The organism is Halpernia humi (genome assembly GCF_900108025.1).
Lineage (GTDB): Bacteria > Bacteroidota > Bacteroidia > Flavobacteriales > Weeksellaceae > Halpernia > Halpernia humi.
Genome location: NZ_FNUS01000003.1, coordinates 11,890 through 30,765 on the forward strand (window position 1 = coordinate 11,890; position 18,876 = coordinate 30,765).

8 protein-coding genes are annotated in these 18,876 nt (G+C 35.2%); 3 read left to right on the forward strand and 5 right to left on the reverse strand.

Features of this window, described 5'->3' with window-relative positions; all coding sequences use genetic code 11:
• The first annotated feature begins 33 nt into the window (after positions 1-33).
• Both clpB and C4S29_RS07145 read left to right on the forward strand, forming a co-directional pair.
• Entirely contained in the window at positions 34-2,625 is a 2,592-nt protein-coding gene (gene clpB, locus C4S29_RS07140; protein ID WP_103913468.1) for an ATP-dependent chaperone ClpB, read from the forward strand.
• 307 nt (positions 2,626-2,932) lie between these two features.
• Positions 2,933-3,511, forward strand: coding sequence for a YdeI/OmpD-associated family protein (locus tag C4S29_RS07145; protein ID WP_103913469.1), 579 nt, complete (start codon positions 2,933-2,935; stop codon positions 3,509-3,511).
• A gap of 189 nt (positions 3,512-3,700) precedes the next feature.
• Here C4S29_RS07145 and C4S29_RS07150 read toward each other — a convergent pair whose 3' ends face one another.
• The 3 genes from C4S29_RS07150 to C4S29_RS07160 form a co-directional block, all read right to left on the reverse strand.
• Positions 3,701-7,273 (reverse strand): Ig-like domain-containing protein, encoded by a 3,573-nt coding sequence (locus C4S29_RS07150; protein WP_103913470.1) that lies wholly within the window; start codon positions 7,271-7,273, stop codon positions 3,701-3,703.
• Entirely contained in the window at positions 7,270-7,674 is a 405-nt protein-coding gene (locus tag C4S29_RS07155) for a hypothetical protein (RefSeq protein WP_103913471.1), read from the reverse strand. Before C4S29_RS07155 ends, C4S29_RS07150 begins: the two co-directional genes overlap by 4 nt.
• A 114-nt stretch (positions 7,675-7,788) precedes the next feature.
• Positions 7,789-10,014 carry a M1 family metallopeptidase gene (locus C4S29_RS07160; RefSeq protein ID WP_103913472.1) on the reverse strand — a complete coding sequence of 742 codons (2,226 nt, stop codon included), beginning with the start codon at positions 10,012-10,014 and terminating at the stop codon, positions 7,789-7,791.
• A 140-nt stretch (positions 10,015-10,154) separates the two neighbouring features.
• Between C4S29_RS07160 and C4S29_RS07165 the strand changes: the two genes are divergently transcribed.
• Positions 10,155-10,571 carry a hypothetical protein gene (locus C4S29_RS07165; RefSeq protein WP_146063276.1) on the forward strand — a complete coding sequence of 139 codons (417 nt, stop codon included), beginning with the start codon at positions 10,155-10,157 and terminating at the stop codon, positions 10,569-10,571.
• A gap of 7 nt (positions 10,572-10,578) precedes the next feature.
• Here the strand turns inward: C4S29_RS07165 and C4S29_RS07170 are convergent, their stop codons facing one another.
• Positions 10,579-11,460 carry an SDR family oxidoreductase gene (locus C4S29_RS07170; RefSeq protein WP_103913474.1) on the reverse strand — a complete coding sequence of 294 codons (882 nt, stop codon included), beginning with the start codon at positions 11,458-11,460 and terminating at the stop codon, positions 10,579-10,581.
• 306 nt (positions 11,461-11,766) lie between these two features.
• Positions 11,767-18,876: a T9SS outer membrane translocon Sov/SprA gene (gene sov, locus C4S29_RS07175; protein ID WP_103913475.1), complete on the reverse strand. Its 7,110-nt coding sequence runs from the start codon at positions 18,874-18,876 to the stop codon at positions 11,767-11,769.

Here is an 18,876-nt window from a genome sequence, read left to right on the forward strand (position 1 = left end):
TAAACAGAAAAATCACAAATAACAAACTTAACAATGAATCTAAATCAATATACCACAAAATCCCAAGAAGCCATACAAAAAGCGCAGCAAGTCGCTATGGAATTTGGGAACCAAAGCATAGAACCCCAACATTTACTTGAAGGTATTTTGCAAAGCGATGAAAACATTTCTGTTTTTTTGATGAAAAAATCTGAAGCAGAATTAAATTTAATTCGTGAACGAAACCGAGAAAACATTGAAAAACTCTCAAAAGTAGAAGGCGGAAATATTTATTTGTCCCAATCTGCAAACAAAGTTTTGCTAGACGCCCCAAATATTGCCAAAAAAATGGGCGATGAATATGTAACGATTGAACACCTTTGGCTGGCATTATTTGAAACCAATTCTGATGTTTCAAAAATGCTAAAAGATATGGGCGTTACCAAGAAATCTTTGGAAATGGCGATTGCAGAATTGCGAAAAGGCAGCAAAGCCACTTCTGCAAGTTCGGAAGAAACATATCAGGCATTAAATAAATATGCGAAAAATTTCAATGAATTAGCCGCAGAAGGAAAACTGGACCCGGTAATTGGTCGTGATGAAGAAATAAGAAGAGTTTTACAAATTTTATCAAGAAGAACGAAGAATAATCCGATTTTAATTGGCGAACCTGGTGTTGGTAAAACTGCAATTGCAGAAGGAATTGCACACCGAATTATTTCCGGTGATATTCCGGAAAATTTGATGGACAAAACCATTTATTCTTTGGATATGGGTTCGCTGATTGCGGGCGCAAAATTTAAAGGTGAATTTGAAGAACGTTTAAAATCTGTCGTAAATGAAGTCATAAAATCTGACGGACAAATTATTTTATTCATCGATGAAATTCACACTTTAGTTGGTGCAGGCGGCGGCGAAGGTGCAATGGACGCGGCAAATATTTTGAAACCCGCTTTGGCGAGAGGTGAATTAAGAGCGGTGGGCGCAACCACGTTAAATGAATATCAAAAATATTTTGAAAAAGATAAAGCCTTAGAAAGACGTTTCCAGAAAGTGATGGTGGAAGAACCAGACACGGAATCTGCGATTTCCATTCTTCGTGGCATTAAAGAAAAATATGAAGCGCACCACAAAGTCAGAATAAAAGATGAATCGATAATTGCGGCGGTTGAACAATCTCAACGCTACATTTCCGACCGATTTTTACCCGATAAAGCGATTGATTTAATTGATGAAGCCTCGGCAAAATTGAGAATGGAAATCAATTCAAAACCCGAAGAATTGGATGTTTTAGATAGAAAACTTATCCAAATGGAAATAGAATTGGCCGCAATTTCCAATGAAGGAAATGATGTTCGCGTGAATCATTTAAAAGAAGATATTGCAAAATTTCAAGAAGATAGAAACGAAATTAATGCAAAATGGTTAAAAGAGAAACAAAAATCTGAAGATTTAACGACCATTAAAAAAGATATTGAAGCCTTAAAACTCGAAGCAGAACGCGCCTCCAGAGCCGGTGATTACGCGAAAGTAGCGGAAATTCAATATGGAAAAATTAAAGAAAAAGAAGATGCACTGCAAACTTTAGAGTTAGAAATGCAAAACCATCAAAATGAATTAATTAAAGAAGAAGTAACGGCAGAAAACATTTCGGAAGTCATTTCAAAATGGACTGGAATTCCGGTGACAAAATTAATTCAATCCGAACGAGAAAAATTATTGCATCTGGAAGACGAACTTCACAAAAGAGTTGTGGGACAAGAAGAAGCGATAGAATCTGTTTCCGATGCCATCCGAAGAAATCGCGCAGGATTAAATGACGAAAAAAAACCAATCGGTTCCTTTTTATTTCTCGGAACAACGGGTGTCGGTAAAACGGAATTGGCAAAAGCGCTCGCAGAATATTTATTTGATGACGAAAATAATATGACCAGAATTGACATGAGCGAGTACCAAGAACAACATTCGGTTTCTCGATTGGTCGGTTCGCCTCCGGGTTATGTTGGTTATGACGAAGGCGGACAATTAACCGAAGCCGTGCGAAGAAGACCTTATTCTGTGGTGCTTTTTGATGAAATTGAAAAAGCGCATCCAGATGTTTTTAACACGCTTTTGCAGGTTTTGGATGATGGAAGATTGACCGACAATAAGGGAAGAATGGTGAATTTTAAAAATACAATCATCATTATGACTTCCAATTTGGGTTCGCATATTATTCAGGAAAACTTTGAAAACTTAACTGATGATAATCAATTTGAAATTTTAGAAAAAACCAAAACTGAAGTTTTTGCCTTATTAAAACAAAGTTTACGTCCAGAATTTCTCAATAGAATTGATGAAACCGTGCTTTTCCAACCTTTAAGCAGAAAAGAAATTGGCAAAATTGTTCATTTCCAATTGCATGGATTTAATAAAATGTTGGAAAGTAGAGGTATATTTTTAACGGCGACAGAAGATGCCATAAAATATCTTACCAATAAAGGTTACGATCCAAGTTTTGGCGCAAGACCTTTAAAAAGAGTGCTTCAGCAGGAAGTTTTAAATAAATTGTCTAAAGAAATACTTGCCGGAAAAGTAAATGAAGGCGACAGAATTACGCTGGATTATTTTGAAGAAAGTGGTTTGGTTTTCAGACCAGTAGAATAAACTTTAACGGCTTTACAAAATTAAACTTTGTCAAAATACAAACACACCGTCGAAAATTTTGACAAAGCGCTGCGAGTATTCACTTTGTCAAAGTTTTGTGTGCAAAGATGTTTACTTTGACAAAGTTTTTTGTGCACAGATGTTTACTTTGACAAAGTTTTCTAAACCTGCGAGTCTTCACTTTGTCAAAGTTTTGTGTGCAAAGATGTTTACTTTGACAAAGTTTTGTAAAATAATCAAAAATCCGTTTCCAAATTATTGGAAACGGATTTTTATTTTTTTATAACTTAGTTTAAAATAAAATCTCGTGAACCCAAAAGTGAACTTCTGTTTTGAAAAGCCTTCCAAATTTCAAAAAGAAATGCAAGAATTGCGAAAAATTGCGCTCAAAACGAAACTTGATGAAGATTTAAAATGGGGACAACCCACCTACATTTTACAAGAAAAAAATGTTTTTCTTATTCATCAATTTAAAGAATATTGCGCTTTACTATTTTTTAAAGGTGCATTAATGAAAGATCCTGAAAATATTTTGATTCAGCAATCTGCCAATGTACAATCTGCGATGCAAATGAGATTTACATCATTAAAGGAAATAAAAAATTTAGAAAAAACCATTGCAAAATATCTACAAGAAGCCATCAAAGTAGAAAAGTCTGGCAAAAAAATAGTATTGAAAACAACGAAAGAATTTGAAATTCCAAAAGAGTTTTCAAAAATTCTAGAAGATGATAAAGCCTTAAAACTTGCTTTTGCAAAACTGACACCTGGAAGACAAAGAGCATATTTGCTTTTCTTCTCAAATGCAAAACAAGAAAAAACGAGAATACAAAGAATTGAAAAAAATAAAGATAGAATTCTAGACGGGAAAGGCTTGACTGATTGATTTATATGTACTTTGTTGATTATCAATAATTAATCATAAAAAAGTTGAATCAAAAATCTCTTTTTTGGTATAGTAATTGCGACATTAACTTTGATTTTCATCATTTGTGTTTTGAAATCCTTGTAAAAATCTAATTTTTACGGGGATTTCTTTTTTTAACTAAAATTATTTTTAAGTCCAAGAAATATTTTAGTTTCTATTTTTTAGCAAAATCCAACCTGTTTTTTTATAGTCATTTCCAAGATCCAAGATATAATAGAAAGTGCCCGATGGTAAAATTCTACCTAAAAATCTTCCGTCCCAAGTAAAATTTTTGATGTCGCTTGATTGAAAAATCAACTTTCCAAACCTATCGAAAATTATGATTTTTGCATTTGGAAAATATTCAATGTTCTTAATTTTAAAAACATCATTAAAAGAATCATTATTCGGTGTAATTACGTTTGGAATAAAAATAACCGCTGTCTCCACCGAAATGCTACAAGAATTTAGTTGAGATTTTACAAAAACGGTATAAATCCCTGCTTTTAAATTGGTGAAAACATTACTATTTTGCCAAGTTTTTTGGTTATCTATCGAATAAGAATAAGGTGGATTTCCACCCGAAGCGATTATTTCAATAGCGTTTTCTGTTGAAATAATATTCACAATTGTTGGCGTTTCTCCAGCGCTTACGTTTACGCTTTGTGTTGCGGAGCAACCATTATTTCCCGTTAAAATTACAGAATAAGTCCCCACTTTTGAAACCTGCAATGTTTGTGAAAAAGTGGGCGGCGTGGTATTCCATTCATAACTTTTAAAACCACTTCCAGCATCAAGAACTATGGTTTGTCCGTTACAAATTGTTGCATCAACTAAGGTTGAAGAATGTGGTTCTGGAGAAATTTCTACTTTAATTTCTGCACGTGGACTTTCGCAACCATTCACAACTTGGGAAACCCAAAAAGAAAATGTGCCGGCAACGGAAGTATTTGGAGTTGGCGCTGTCCTACTTCCCGTTCCGCCAGTTGCTGAAGTGTACCAAAGTAAATTTGTTCCAGTTGCCGTTAATGCTGAAGCCGCAGAATTTTGACAATAATTTATTGGCGAACTTACAATTGGTTCATTAGGATTTGCATTAATATTAACTTTAATTTCTGAACGCGGACTTTCGCAACCATTCACAACTTGAGAAACCCAAAAAGAAAATGTGCCGGCGACGGAAGTATTTGGAGTTGGTGCCGTTGCACTTCCTGTTCCGCCAGTTGCAGAAGTGTACCAAAGCAAATTTGTGCCAGTTGCTGTTAATGCTGAAGCAGCAGAATTTTGACAATAATTTATTGCCGAACTTACAATTGGTGCATTAGGATTTGCATTAATATTAACTTTAATTTCTGAACGCGGACTTTCACAACCATTCACAACTTGCGAAACCCAGAATGAAAATGTGCCGGCGACGGAAGTATTTGGAGTTGGAGTTGTTGAACTTCCCGTTCCGCCGGTTGCAGAAGTGTACCAAAGTAGATTTGTGCCAGTTGCCGTTAATGCTGAAGCAGCAGAATTTTGACAATAATTTATCGGTGAACTTACAATTGGGGCGCTAGGCGTTGCTTTAATTAAAACTTTTATTTCTGAACGCGGACTTTCGCAACCATTGACAACTTGGGAAACCCAGAAAGAAAATGTTCCAGCGACGGAAGTATTTGGAGTTGGCGCCGTTGCACTTCCCGTTCCGCCAGATGCAGAAGTGTACCAAAGCAAATTTGTTCCAGTTGCCGTTAATGCTGAAGCAGCAGAATTTTGACAATAATTTATCGGTGAACTTACAGTTGGTGCGCTAGGCGTTGCTTTAATTAAAACTTTTATTTCAGTTCGCGGACTTTCGCAACCATTAACAACTTGCGAAACCCAGAATGAAAATGTGCCGGCGATGGAAGTATTTGGAGTTGGCGCTGTCGTACTTCCCGTTCCGCCGGTTGCAGAAGTGTACCAAAGTAAATTTGTTCCAGTTGCTGTTAATGAAGTGGCGACAGAATTTTGACAATAATTTAATGGTGAACTTACAGTTGGTGCGCTAGGCGTTGCTTTAATTAAAACTTTTATTTCAGTTCGTGGACTTTCGCAGCCATTGACAACTTGAGAAACCCAAAAAGAAAATGTGCCGGCGACGGAAGTATTTGGAGTTGGCGCTGTTGCACTTCCCGTTCCGCCGGTTGCTGAAGTGTACCAAAGCAAATTTGTGCCAGTTGCCATTAATGCTGAAGCAGCAGAATTTTGGCAATAATTTATTGGTGAACTTACAATTGGTGCATTTGGATTTGCATTAATATTAACTTTAATTTCTGAACGTGGACTTTCGCAACCGTTTACTACTTGTGAAACCCAAAAAGAAAATGTGCCTGTAACGGAAGTATTTGGAGTTGGCGCTGTCGTACTTCCCGTTCCGCCAGTTGCAGAAGCGTACCAAAGTAGATTTGTGCCAGTTGCCGTTAATGAAGTGGCGACAGAATTTTGGCAATAATTTATTGGTGAACTTACAATTGGTGCATTTGGATTTGCATTAATATTAACTTTAATTTCTGAACGTGGACTTTCGCAACCGTTTACTACTTGTGAAACCCAAAAAGAAAATGTGCCTGTAACGGAAGTATTTGGAGTTGGCGCTGTCGTACTTCCCGTTCCGCCAGTTGCAGAAGCGTACCAAAGTAGATTTGTGCCAGTTGCCGTTAATGAAGTGGCGACAGAATTTTGGCAATAATTTAAAGGAGAACTTACAGTTGGTGCAGCAGGATAACCATTTATTTTAATGGTAATTGGTGTAGAAATAACTTGGCAATTGGCTGATAAAATATTTGCAGATTCACCCACAATAAATCTAAATTGATCACCATTTTGATAACTTCCGGCTGCGATATTCACAACAGGATTTGAAGTAGGAATGGTTAAATCTACCCAAGAAAAGCCATTATCTGAACTTTTTTGCCAAATATAATTGACGTTTAAAAAAGTATTCGTACTTAAATTAGCTGTGAGCTGAAAAGCTTGAGAATTATCACAAATCCCAGAAGTAAAAACATTTGGTATATCTGCGGAAATACTTGTGGAAGGACCACACGGACTAAACGTAATATCGTCAATTGCTAAATCATTCCCATTGCCGCCTGGCGAATTATTAATGAGAACTACATCTACAGCATTAGAATTAATATCAGATTTAAAATCAATAGAAAAATTTTTCCATGTGCTGTCTTCTGCAATATCTCCCGAACTTACTGACCCAATTATTGCTCCCGAGGTTGTTCTAATTTGAAAGGTAACATTTGGTTTTATGATATTTGTTCCAGCGCCATGCAAATTAAGAATCCACGCAGAAAATCTATAAAATTGATTAGAGCAAAGATTAGAAACCCGTCTTCTATAGAATTCACCTGGACTGTAACTGGCATTTACAACCAACATATTTCCATACGTTCCTGATGCATCATTGGTGTGATCTAGAGAATTTATAAACCCCCACGGCGCATATCCCGATTGGTTTGTGATTGTATACTGCCCATCATTCGGGGGATAAATAGATACATATTGGTAGTTTGTAGAAGCGGGCGCAACTAGAGGCGGAGAAATTATTTGATTTGGCGAAAGTACCGTTCCAAAGGTTTCGTTAAAAATAGGATTTCCAAAAGTTCCACCGCAGGTTTGAGCCCTGAAATTTGAAAAGATAAATAATAATAAAATGATTAATTTTAAGTGATTTTTAATTCCAAAAAGTCTAATATTTTTCAATTTTTTTCAATTTTTTCTACTTCCAAATTTATATTACTCTCGGTTAAATGAAAAATTGTTTTCTCATTTTTCCGTTCAACTTCAATAAACATTGTTGTATAATTATCATTTTTATTACCGATTTTTACTCTATTTTTTTGCGGATCAATTTTCCATTTTGAGTTTTTCGTCATACTTTCAATTTGTGAAAACAATGGATTTTTGTCGCTCGATTTTAAAGCAAAATTAAAATTTTTATCAAATTTAAATATTGAAGAATTAAAACCTTTTGTTAAATCTTTATTTCCTAATTCATTTAAAACTTTCACTACTTTCCAATTCCCCATTATTTCTTTAGAAGTAATTTGCCCAAAATAAAATATTGAAATTAAACAAAAAAAAGTGAAGTATAATTTTTTCATGATTTTAAAAACACCAATACATTCAAAATAATTTTAAAGATAAGTAATTTGCATTAAAATTAAAAAAACTTCTCCATTGCTGAAGAAGTTTTAATTAAAAGATTGTGAAAAAAATTATTCTTTCGTAAATTTAAATTCTTTACCGCCTTGCATTAATGTAAAGCCTTTTTTATCGGCATCAAACTGAATATCAAGGCCAGCTTGCGTAAAAGTAAATTTATTTTTACCTACATATTCTAGCGGAACGGATGGCTGCCCTGTTGCTTGTATTAGCAATTGATCATTTTCCGTTGTAGTTGTTATTTTGATGGGAAGTTCTTTACTGGAGAAAACGCCTAAATAATCTGATAAGTTGATGGGATCTTGTTTAACCAATTTATCGGAAGTCCACACATTATTTTTTCTGTTAATATCTGGAATATTTCCTTTAGGATCTATAGTAACACTGGCTATTTCTTTTGTAGAATTTACTTTAAAAGACCAATCTATATTTCTTTTCCAGATTTCAACTGGCAAATTAATTTCTTGGGTTGTTCCATCTTTAAATTTCACTTCAACATCAACAGGCATCGGCATTTTTTCTAAATTAGAGATAGAAATTATAGCGCCTTTTTTGGCATCACCGTTTACATATTTTACACCATCTACGGCTTGATCTATTTTCCAGTTGTTTACAAACCAGCCTCTCCAAAACCAATCTAATTCTTCACCAGAAACGTTTTCTATAGTTCTGAAGAAATCTTCTGGTTGTGGATGTTTAAATGCCCATCTTTGGATGTATGTTCGGAAGGCTTTATCAAATCTAGCCTCACCTAAAACAGTTTCTCGCAACATATTTAGCCCAGAAGCGGGTTTGTAATAACCTAATATTCCAAGATTCGCTTCTTTTAAATTATCCGGCGCATTTAATACTGGTTCTAATTTGTCATTTTCTAAAAAGAAGGCAGATTTTCCTAAATTATTTGGAGATGCATATTCGCCATTGTTGAAATCTTTATCAGAAATACCATTTAAGAAAGTATTGAAACCTTCATCCATCCATGCATATCTTCTTTCGTTTGAACCCACAATCATTGGGAACCAGTTGTGCCCAAACTCGTGATCTGTAACGCCCCAAAGACTTTTGCCTTTGTCTTTATAGTTGCAAAAAACAATTCCTGGATATTCCATTCCGCCTTCCATACCAGCGACATTTGTAGCGTTTGGATAAGTAAACTCATACCATCTTTTAGACATATTTTCTATAGAGTGTTTCACATATTCTGTAGATCTTCCCCATGCATCGTTCCCCATACTTTCCACTGGATATGCAGAAATAGCCAAAGCTTTTTTACCGCTTGGTAAATTCATTCTTGCAGCATCTAAAATAAATGCAGGTGAAGATGCCCATGCAAAATCCCGCGTATTTTCTATTTTAAATTTCCAGGTTTTTGTGCCATTTGCTATTTTTGGCGCATTGTTCACTTCATCTGCAGATCTGATGGTAACTGTTTTATCGCTATTTCTTGCCTCGTCCCATTTTTTAATTTGCGCGCTTGTATAAACATCTTTTGGATTCATAAGTTCGCCAGAAGCAACTACATAATGATTTGACGGCACTGTAATATCTGCTGTAATATCGCCATATTCTAAATAGAATTCCCCTGCACCAAGATATGGGAGCGTGTTCCAGCCCATCACATCATCGTACACACACATTCTAGGGAACCATTGTGCAACCGTAAACACTCTACCGTTTTTGGTTTCGTTTACACCCATTCTGTCGGATCCATAATCTGGAGAAGTGAAAGAATAATTAATTTTAAATTTAATTTCGCCGCCTTTTGCTTTTAATTCTTGAGGCAAATCTATCTGCATCCTAGTATCTACAACCGTATATGTAGGCGTTACTTTTAAACTTTTCCCATTTTCCGATAATATTTCTATACTAGAAATGGTGTAACCGCCATCAAAAGTTTCGCCGTGCGCGCCATTTCTACTTCCAGAAACTGGAATTACCGCGTTTCCACGAGAATCTTTTTTAAATAAATTTTGATCCATTTGTAACCAAAGAAAGCCCAAATTATCAAAACTATTATTAGTATAAGAAATTTCTGCCGATGCTGTTATTTTTTTATTGTCAGCATCTAGATTAGCCTTTAATTGATAATCTGCCCTATTTTGCCAATAATTATGACCTGGTTGTCCGCTCGCAGAACGGGTTTCTGTAGCATTATTTTGATAAAAATCTTGTTTAAATGCTTCTGTATAACTATACTTTGAGGCATTTTCTTGCGCAAAAGCGAGTGCCGAAAAAGCAACTGCAAAAGCCAAGATTGGTTTGGATAAGTTAAAATTCATTGTTTATAGGTTTTAAAAAATATAAGTATGGTAAATCTTGCATTTTGTTACATTTAAAATATTTTTTGTAGAAAATAATTATTTTATTTTTTATAATAAATTATTAATTTTATTGTATTTTTATTTAATAATACATATAAATGATGAGAAAATTATTGTTTTTATTTGCAGTTATTCTTATACCTGCATTTTCTTTTAGCCAAACAATCTTAGATAAAATAGCGAATCACGCAAAAGAATTAGGTTTGAAACGTATTTATGATGCAAAATTTGAATTGCAAAGCAAAAGTATGGCCTCAGTATTTACAACCCTTTCACCAGGCGATTACAAAGTGTTTGGTTTGGGCGGATATTCTGAAGTGAAAGACATAGACTTATTTATATATAATAAAGATACAAACGCATTAATCGCAAAAGAAAATACCAAACTAGATGGCATTTCAATTGTAAATTTCACAATAGAAAAAACCACAAAAGTTTGGATAAAAATCTATAATCGGAAAAGCGCGCCAGAATTAGAATATTATGATTGTTATCTGCTGATTACCAAATATTAAAAATAAATTACGAATTCTTTTTCGCCCGAATCATCGCTTCCATCATATCCCACATTTCTTGCGGTATGGCTTCGAGCATATTAAATTCTCCTGCGCCTTGCAACCATTCGCCACCATCTATGGTTACGACTTCTCCATTTACATACGCAGAAAAATCTGAAACTAAATAAGCCGCCAAATTTGCCAATTCTTGGTGTTCTCCCACTCTCCTCAACGGTACTTTTTTTCGCATATCAAATTTTTCTGCCAAATCTCCTGGCAAAAGTCTTTCCCAAGCTCCTTTTGTAGGAAACGGACCTGGCGCAATTGCATTAAATCTAATGTTATATTTCGCCCATTCTACGGCCAAACTTCTCGTCATCGCTAGAACGCCCGCTTTTGCACATGCAGAAGGCACGACATAAGCAGAACCCGTCCAAGCATAGGTAGTAACAATATTGAGAACTGTTCCGGGGATTTTATTATCAATCCAATATTTTCCCACAGAAAGTGTACAGTTTTTGGTGCCTTTTAAAACTATATCCAAAATAGAATCAAATGCGGAATGCGTTAATCTCTCAGTAGGTGAAATAAAATTTCCTGCAGCGTTATTTAATAAGATATCAATTTGCCCGAATTCTTTCACTGCCGCATTTTTCATGGCTTCTACTTCGTCCCAATTTCTAACGTCGCATGCTACACAAAGCACTTTTCCACCGGTTTGTTCCTCCAACTCTTTTGCTGTATTTTGTAGTTTTTCTAAATTTCTAGAAGTAATCACGACTTTTGCACCGAGTTGCAGAAAATATTTGGTCATTGCTTTTCCAAGACCACTTCCGCCGCCAGTTACGATGGCTACTTTTCCTTTTAAAGCATCTTCGCGAAGCATAGGTTGGGTGTATAAATTCATATTTAATTAATTATTTACTGTGTTTAAAGTTCATCTGTAATCGCCCAAGTTTATATGTGTTTATTTGCAAACTTACTAACAGCGATTTCAAATTTTTTAATTTAATGTTTTAAATTTAAGACTTATTTTTTTAACCACAAACCTACAAGAAAGCAGGAAATACAAAAGTTTGATATTTTATAGAGTTTAAGGAAACTTCATTCCAATAAACCTTAGAGTTTAAAATAAAAAAACTTTGTCAAAGTATTTGCTGGGCGCTTTAAAACTTTGACAAAGTGAAATTTAGTTGAAATTTTATTTAATTAATTAAAATCCTGCGCCACTAAAAGTGAAAGTAGCCGTTAAACCTGCTCTGATTGTGGAAAGAGGAAACGCTGTGGAGATTTTATATTTCGTCATTAATTGATCATAGAAGAATTTCAAATTGAAATTTTTCGACATGTTATAATCTGCTGAAAGCCGAATTGACATTAATTTTTGCCCGCCTGTAACTTGCGAATCGTTTTGCAAAATATTAGTAATTCTCGTCTTGCTGTCGCGTAGAGAGAAATCCCCACGAATATTAAGGTCACTTTTAATATTTTTGGTTTTTCCCTTCATATTTAATTTTAATTGCAAATCTTTCAAAATGTAACCAAAACCTATAATATATTCATTGCCAGAATCTTCCGTCAAAGTATGATTTACCAATCCCAATAAAAACGCGCGGTCTCGGTTATAGGAAGCCCGAAACTGGAAATTATTTCGCATGGTGAAATCTGCACCGATTAGCGGTGCAAAAGCCTCTACATAGCCCACTTGTGAAAAGGAATAGGGATTATAGTTATTACCAAAAGCATCAACTGGAATAGGTTTTTGTGAATTTTCTGGTAATCCTTGATTACTTTGTCTAATAATATCCGCATTATAAAAATCAATACTACTCTGGATTCCCGTTGCAGTGTATGTGGAAGTATATGCGTGCAAAATATCAAATTTAGAAAATTGGCTATTGATGAACGGAATATTTTTTAAACCAGAATAAGTGATTCTCCAATTTGGAAGTGGAAAACCAGATTTTTTTGGATCTGAAAGTTTTCCGTTTATGGATTTTCCTTCTACAGCTGCTTGAAACGCAGGAATCAAAACATAAGCATCTCCTAAACCTTTACCTTGCGCGAATTCATCAGCATTAAATACGCCACCAGATTGTATGTAAATATTTTTCGCATTTTCATACAATTTATTATAAATTTCTTTTCCATCTACAAAGGCTGTTTTAAATGTCCAAGCAGTTCTTGAATAGGAAATAAACTCATTTCCATAGGAGAAATCAAAAGCAGCCGTATTTGGATTTGCATCTACGTTGAAACCACCTTGCGTAAAATTTCTATTGTAATTTTTTAAAATATTAAAATCTATTCTAAAATCATTTACCGGCATTATTTGCAGATTTGCCGTGAGGTTTTTACTGTTTAATTCGGTGTATGGATCATTTAAAAAACTAGAATTAGAAAGCCAACCACGTTCTATTGCAATTCTACGTATATCGGCTTGCGAACCGAGTAAAAAGCCTGCAGTTGGGCCACCTAAAGTTTGCCCGTATCCGTACCAATTTGGAGCAGAAAGCAAACCTGGAAGCACTATTCCGTTGTTTTCATTATAAGAAATATCCAACTGTTTTACGGAAGTTAAAGCAAAAGCGATGGCTTGCAAAGGCGTGAGTTTATTTTTAAATTTATAATATTTAAAACTTGGTTTTTTCTTCTTTTTACTCCACGCTTGGGTGTAAACATTGTTTAAAGAATCTATTTCTTGTCGGCGTTTTTGAAGTGTTATATTTAATTTTTTAAAATAATTAAACTTCCCAAAGAGTTTCGGAATATCTACTGTGGAAGTCGCCACAATATTATTGGTATTTTGCCCGATGCTTCCCAAACTTCCTTCTGGGCTGTTTAATAAAACCGTCGATCTCGCATTCCAATTATATTGAAAACCATAGCCAACTTCAGCATTCATAAAGTCTAAATAGGGGAAATATTCAAACGGTAATCTGTAATTTAATTGCACTTTGTGATTGTACAAAACGGGTCTTCCTGCGCGAAGTGGATCTTTGAAGATAGAGCCTGAATTCATATCATAAACGCTCACATTGTCATTTAATGTTCTTGTAGCAGAAGTAATTTCTAATTTCAAAGATTTTGTAAAATTAAATCCTAAACTGTATTGCCAGCCAAAATAGAAATTTCTGTTTTTAATAACATCAAAATCATTGCCTTGTATGCCAGAAATTAAAGCGTCTACGTTTCTAAATTGCAGTTCGTTATAATTACGATCTATTTCTGCGCGAAAAGATAATCTGGTAGGAACTGGGTTAAAATTAATTTGTTTAATCCATTGCAAATATTTCGAAGATTTTGCTGTATCGCTAATTAATTTATTAAAAGGACGAATGACATAAGGTTTAAAATTATAATTGTAATCTGCATATCCTCTTAAGTATTGGCGATAATTTCGTTTGGTATAAATATCCCGATAGAAATCGTCGTTATAAATTGTGGTTAGCGAAATATTTTCTACATCATAAAATTTTTGCTTTTTCTTTGTATCTACACGCTCTTTATGCATATTTACTACGCCGATGCTTCTTTGCTGCGTGTAAGTTCTGGCCACTTTTTTCAGTTCCGCATTATTTTTGGCTTTGCTAAATTCTATATCATTATCTAAAGGATTGTACTTTGGATCTTCTATGGTTTGGCTGTAGGAATAATTCACGGGGATTTTTAATCCTAATTTTTCTGGTAAAAATTTGTCAACATTTACAGTTGTATTAATGCCGAATGCAGAATTATTGTTTTGCGAGCGTTCTGCAGGTTTAGACACAATACTTCCGAAACCAATTGTAGAAAATGAGGCGTTTGCATTCACAGTGGCAAAATCTCCCAGGTTGAAATTTAAAGATGCATTTCCGGCGTAACCTCCTTTGTTATCAATCCCAGAAAGTCGCAATTCATCTACCCAAAGTACCAAATCTTTTGGCCCAGGAGGCGCTACTTCTTTTGAACCAATGTTTTTATAATTATTTCTTACACCAATCATGATGGTGGTAATATTTCCTAAACTTGGGCGGCCTTTTACGTAGATTTTTTTATCACCGTCACCAAATTCAGGATCTGTAAAGCGATCCGTAATTAAAGCACCAGAAGTGCCATCTCGCTTTTGTTTAGCATCAACAAAACTTTGGAGTTCAAAATCCACATTATTTTCTGATGGCCAAATTTCTAAAGGAGATTTTGCATTTTGCGCCGTATATTTTAATGAGGCTTCATATTCGTAGTAATTGTCTGTAGCATCACTACCAAAACGGATAAAGAATTTTGCGTTGGGATCTAGATCGCTAGACATTAGGTTTTTTAAATCTTCTGCATGCACAAACATTTCCATTTTTTTGAAACGGCGCATATCCAGTTGGGTGTTTTTAAAAACGCCACGTGCTTGGTCTCGCAAATCTGTTACTTTTAAATAAAGCGAGGCTTCATTTTGTCTTTGCGCGCCCGCATTTCCACTAAGAACTTGACGCTCAATGCCAGGTGGCAAAACATAAGGAGGAGAACCGCCAGAATTTTCTTCTAAATTCACACTTCCAACATCAAAATTATCATTTTGAGTTGGTGATGCGGCTGTTCCTTCATCGGTAGCAGGTACGGAAGAACTTGCGATATTATTAGTGTAAGCGCGCCAATCGGTTCTAACCAAATCAAAAGTACCAAAACGCAATGTTGATTTTTGGTCAAAACCCTCCAATAACATTCTGGCAAAACGCACATTGTTTAAAATAGACGGATCGTGTGCACCTGAAGTTTGATCATATTTTGCCACAGGAATTCTAAATAAATACCATTTGTTGGTTCCTGTTTGTCCGTTTTGAAATTTTACTTGAACTTGTTTTTCATCTACAATATTATTTTGGCCAACCACTAAATCGGTTTTGGCTAAATCTACTGTATATTGGTTGTAATTTTCACTTTGATCTAAATTATAATCGCCGTTTGCGTCTTCAGAATCTGGTGTTTGGGAAGATACTTCTAAAGAATTACTTTGAGAATTTCCTTGCGGATTACGGAAATATCGGTATCTATCCGTTAATGAAGCAGCTAATGCGCCTTGAAATTTATCTGATAAATAATATAGAAAATCATCGGAAGCGGGATCATTTACTTGCGTAACGGGATTTATAGAGGTAAAATTATATTTTTCACTTTCTTGTGCGTCGTCTAAACCATCGAGTCCTAAATCTTGTGCCGTTCTTTCTGCTCCCTCGGTAGAAAATGCATACAAAATAGGAAATTGGTTTGGCTGCACGCCCCAATTTGTAGTACTTGTATTGGCAGGCACATTTGGCGTTGGTAAACCATTTTCGTATTCTAATTTTCCATCTTTCAAAACATCTTCAGACACGTTCCCAAGTTGTAATAAAAGTTTTGGTGCGGCACCCAAAGGATTACCATCTGCATAGGGATCCATCAACCAAAATTCCACATATTGGATGTTAGAATTTACAAAATTCGACACAGAAATTGGCCGCATTAATCCACCCCATCTTTGCTGCGTGCTTTCATTAGCAGGATTGAAATTATAAGGCCCACGCTCTGTCGGATAATAAGTAACGTCGAAAGTATTGGTATAAGTTTGCTCTCCTGCTACAAAATCGCGGCTATTAAATAATTCTGATAGTTGTACTCTCCTAGAAGCGTGATTAGAAAGCGCTTGCGCATTTATGCCGTTTGGTGCCTTTCCACCGACGCCATAAAATCTTGGGTCTATATTATACCAAGAAATTAAGCCTCTTCCGAAACCATTTTGGATATTATCATTTAAACCAGCACCCGCAAAGACGGGATCAGTTTGGTTGAGTTCTGGTTTTGATGCTAAACTCCACGAAGAAGGATCTTTTAAAGAAATTTTTGAAGTCGTTTGTTCAAAATCATCAATGTAAGATTGGTCATTTGTCCCTTTATTTTGCCCTGGAATTAAGTAAGCACCTTCTGCTAAAAAATTCAAATTTGAGGGTGCTTCTGTTTTCACAAACGGAATTTTATTTGTCAGTCGGGTTAAAAAAGGCAGTTGATTGTTATACAATAAATTAAAACCCGCCATTGTATTGTTCACCGCTTCATCACCAAAATTTACTTTTTGTGTTAAAGGTCTTTCGCCATAATTAACGACGGTGGCGCCAACTGTGAGATGATCATTAAATTTTCGTTCTAAATTTAAGCCATAAAAACTTTTTCTTTGTGTGTTAAAAGTCAATTGGTTTTCTAATGAAATATTAATGGCTTGCCCAGAATTTTTTACTGCTTCATTAATAATATTAACTGAACCTAACAGATAATCGACGGTGTAATCTTGCCCTTCAACTAAAGCAACACCATTTGCCGTCACTTTTACCGAGCCTTGCGGCACATTTATCGCACCCAGAGAAATGCCTGAACCTTGCGAGCCTTTGTAGCGGCCTTCTAGAGTATATCGTTGTGACAGACTGTTTTGTGAGGCTACGGATTTTTGCTGATCATACAAATCATTATACACATATTTCGGATCATTCACACCAATAACGCCTTGCAGATATTTACCAAAAGGTTTGGCTTTGGTGAAAATTAATTTACCATTTTCGGCATCAATCGTAATGCCAGGGACAAAATCAAAAATACCATCCCCACTTTGTGCGCCGTTGGTTTGTAAGTCATTATTCAAATTTAATCTATCCCAATTGAATAATTTTAACAAGTTCAAATCCTGAACTGGAGTGTTTGGCAAATAGTTCACTTTTCCACCACTTGTAGGATCGCGGTAGAAAACATTCATTATAAATCCATCTTGATTGACCTGGCTTGCATTAAGCGGATAAATATTTTTCATCATCAAATCCCACATCGGCGATGTAGGTTGAGTAATGGTGTTCGATTTTAAAAGTTTGGCAATCACCACAGGGCTTTCTTCTGAAAACTCTCCTACTTTGTAAACTTGATTAGAACCATTTATTGTATAAGAATAAGAAACGGCTAAATATTGATTGTCATTTAATCTTTGGTTTAAAGAAAGATAACCTAGTTGTGGATTATAAGTAAATTCTCCGCTAGATAATCTTCTGCTTTTGCTACTATAGATATATTGCTCGCCATTGGTGTAAGTTTCTGATACGCCTTGTGCATTAGGAAAAGTTTTTCCTGCTAAAATATTGGTATAATTTGTATTTTGATCTCGCGGCGTACCAATGCTTGTAATAATACTTTGATAAAGATTGTTTTGAGAATTATCTGGGAAACCAGAAGGACCTTCGCCCAAATCCCGAATACCAATCATGCTTTTTTGCTCTTGCAAATTTCCTGATCCTTGATCGATAACCCAGGCTTCAATACGGGTAATATTTACTTTAGAATTAATTTGAGGATAATTTAAAAGCGCCTGATCGTAATTATCAAGAAAATAATGACCTAAATAATAATGCTGATTGTCTTCATAATCTATCGCATTTATTTTAAAAGTGTTAAAAACGCCGCCACCTTGCACCACAATATTTCGGGCTTCGCCTTGCTGTTGAGAAAGCACCAAAGTCCCTTTAGTTTTCCCCAATTGAAATTCGGTTTTTAAACCAAATAAACTTTCTGAACCACGAATTAAACTTGTAGAAAGTGGCATATTCACATTTCCAAATTCTAATCTTTTGATGATTTTATCTTCGCCGCCGGTGGTTTTATCGGTCAAGCCTTTGCTTTGCAAGTCTTGCCAAGAGCCTTTTGCTTGGTAAACAAGATTCATTCTATTCTCAAAAGCAAAACCACTTTGGGTGTCATAATTGGCTTTTAACTGTAAATTTTCGCCTACTTTTCCCAATAATCCTAACTGAATTCTTTGCTGAATATTGACAGCGAAACTTGTTCTATTTTGAGGCAGAATTAAAGGATTATCAATTTTTTGGTATAATATTCCCAAATCAAAAGAAGCAAAACCTTGCGGAATTATTTCAATTTTATTGCCTCCAAAAATGGTTTCAAAAATTTTATTTTTTATGGTAACACTTGGGATAAAGCCTTTTTTGAGCGCGTCTGTTTGGTCTTTTCTATCGACTAAATTATTATCATTAGATTTTTCTCGGTAGTAAGAACTGAGTTGGTTATTCTTTACATACTCCATGTATTGCGCCGTTGTCATCGCAACCGGATTTCCGGTTACCATATTGCCAACCTTTGGATAGAGGTAATACATATTGCTCGCCACATCATAATAGGCTTCATAGCGAACAGGATTTGGCAAGTTGTATTGTTTCCGAACGATAGTGCTGTCCGAAGGTGTATTTTGTGCAAAAACACTGGCAAAACTAAAGCACAGAAAGAAAAGTGCCGAAAGTTTCGTCAGTAATAAATTTTTTTTCTTCAA

Excerpts from the sequence above, each read along its gene's own strand:
- clpB (WP_103913468.1), top strand. The coding sequence starts at position 34 with ATGAATCTAAATCAATATACCACAAAATCCCAAGAAGCCATACAAAAA.
- C4S29_RS07155 (WP_103913471.1), bottom strand. The coding sequence starts at position 7,674 with ATGAAAAAATTATACTTCACTTTTTTTTGTTTAATTTCAATATTTTAT.
- C4S29_RS07160 (WP_103913472.1), bottom strand. The coding sequence starts at position 10,014 with ATGAATTTTAACTTATCCAAACCAATCTTGGCTTTTGCAGTTGCTTTT.
- C4S29_RS07165 (WP_146063276.1), top strand. The coding sequence starts at position 10,155 with ATGATGAGAAAATTATTGTTTTTATTTGCAGTTATTCTTATACCTGCA.
- C4S29_RS07170 (WP_103913474.1), bottom strand. The coding sequence starts at position 11,460 with ATGAATTTATACACCCAACCTATGCTTCGCGAAGATGCTTTAAAAGGA.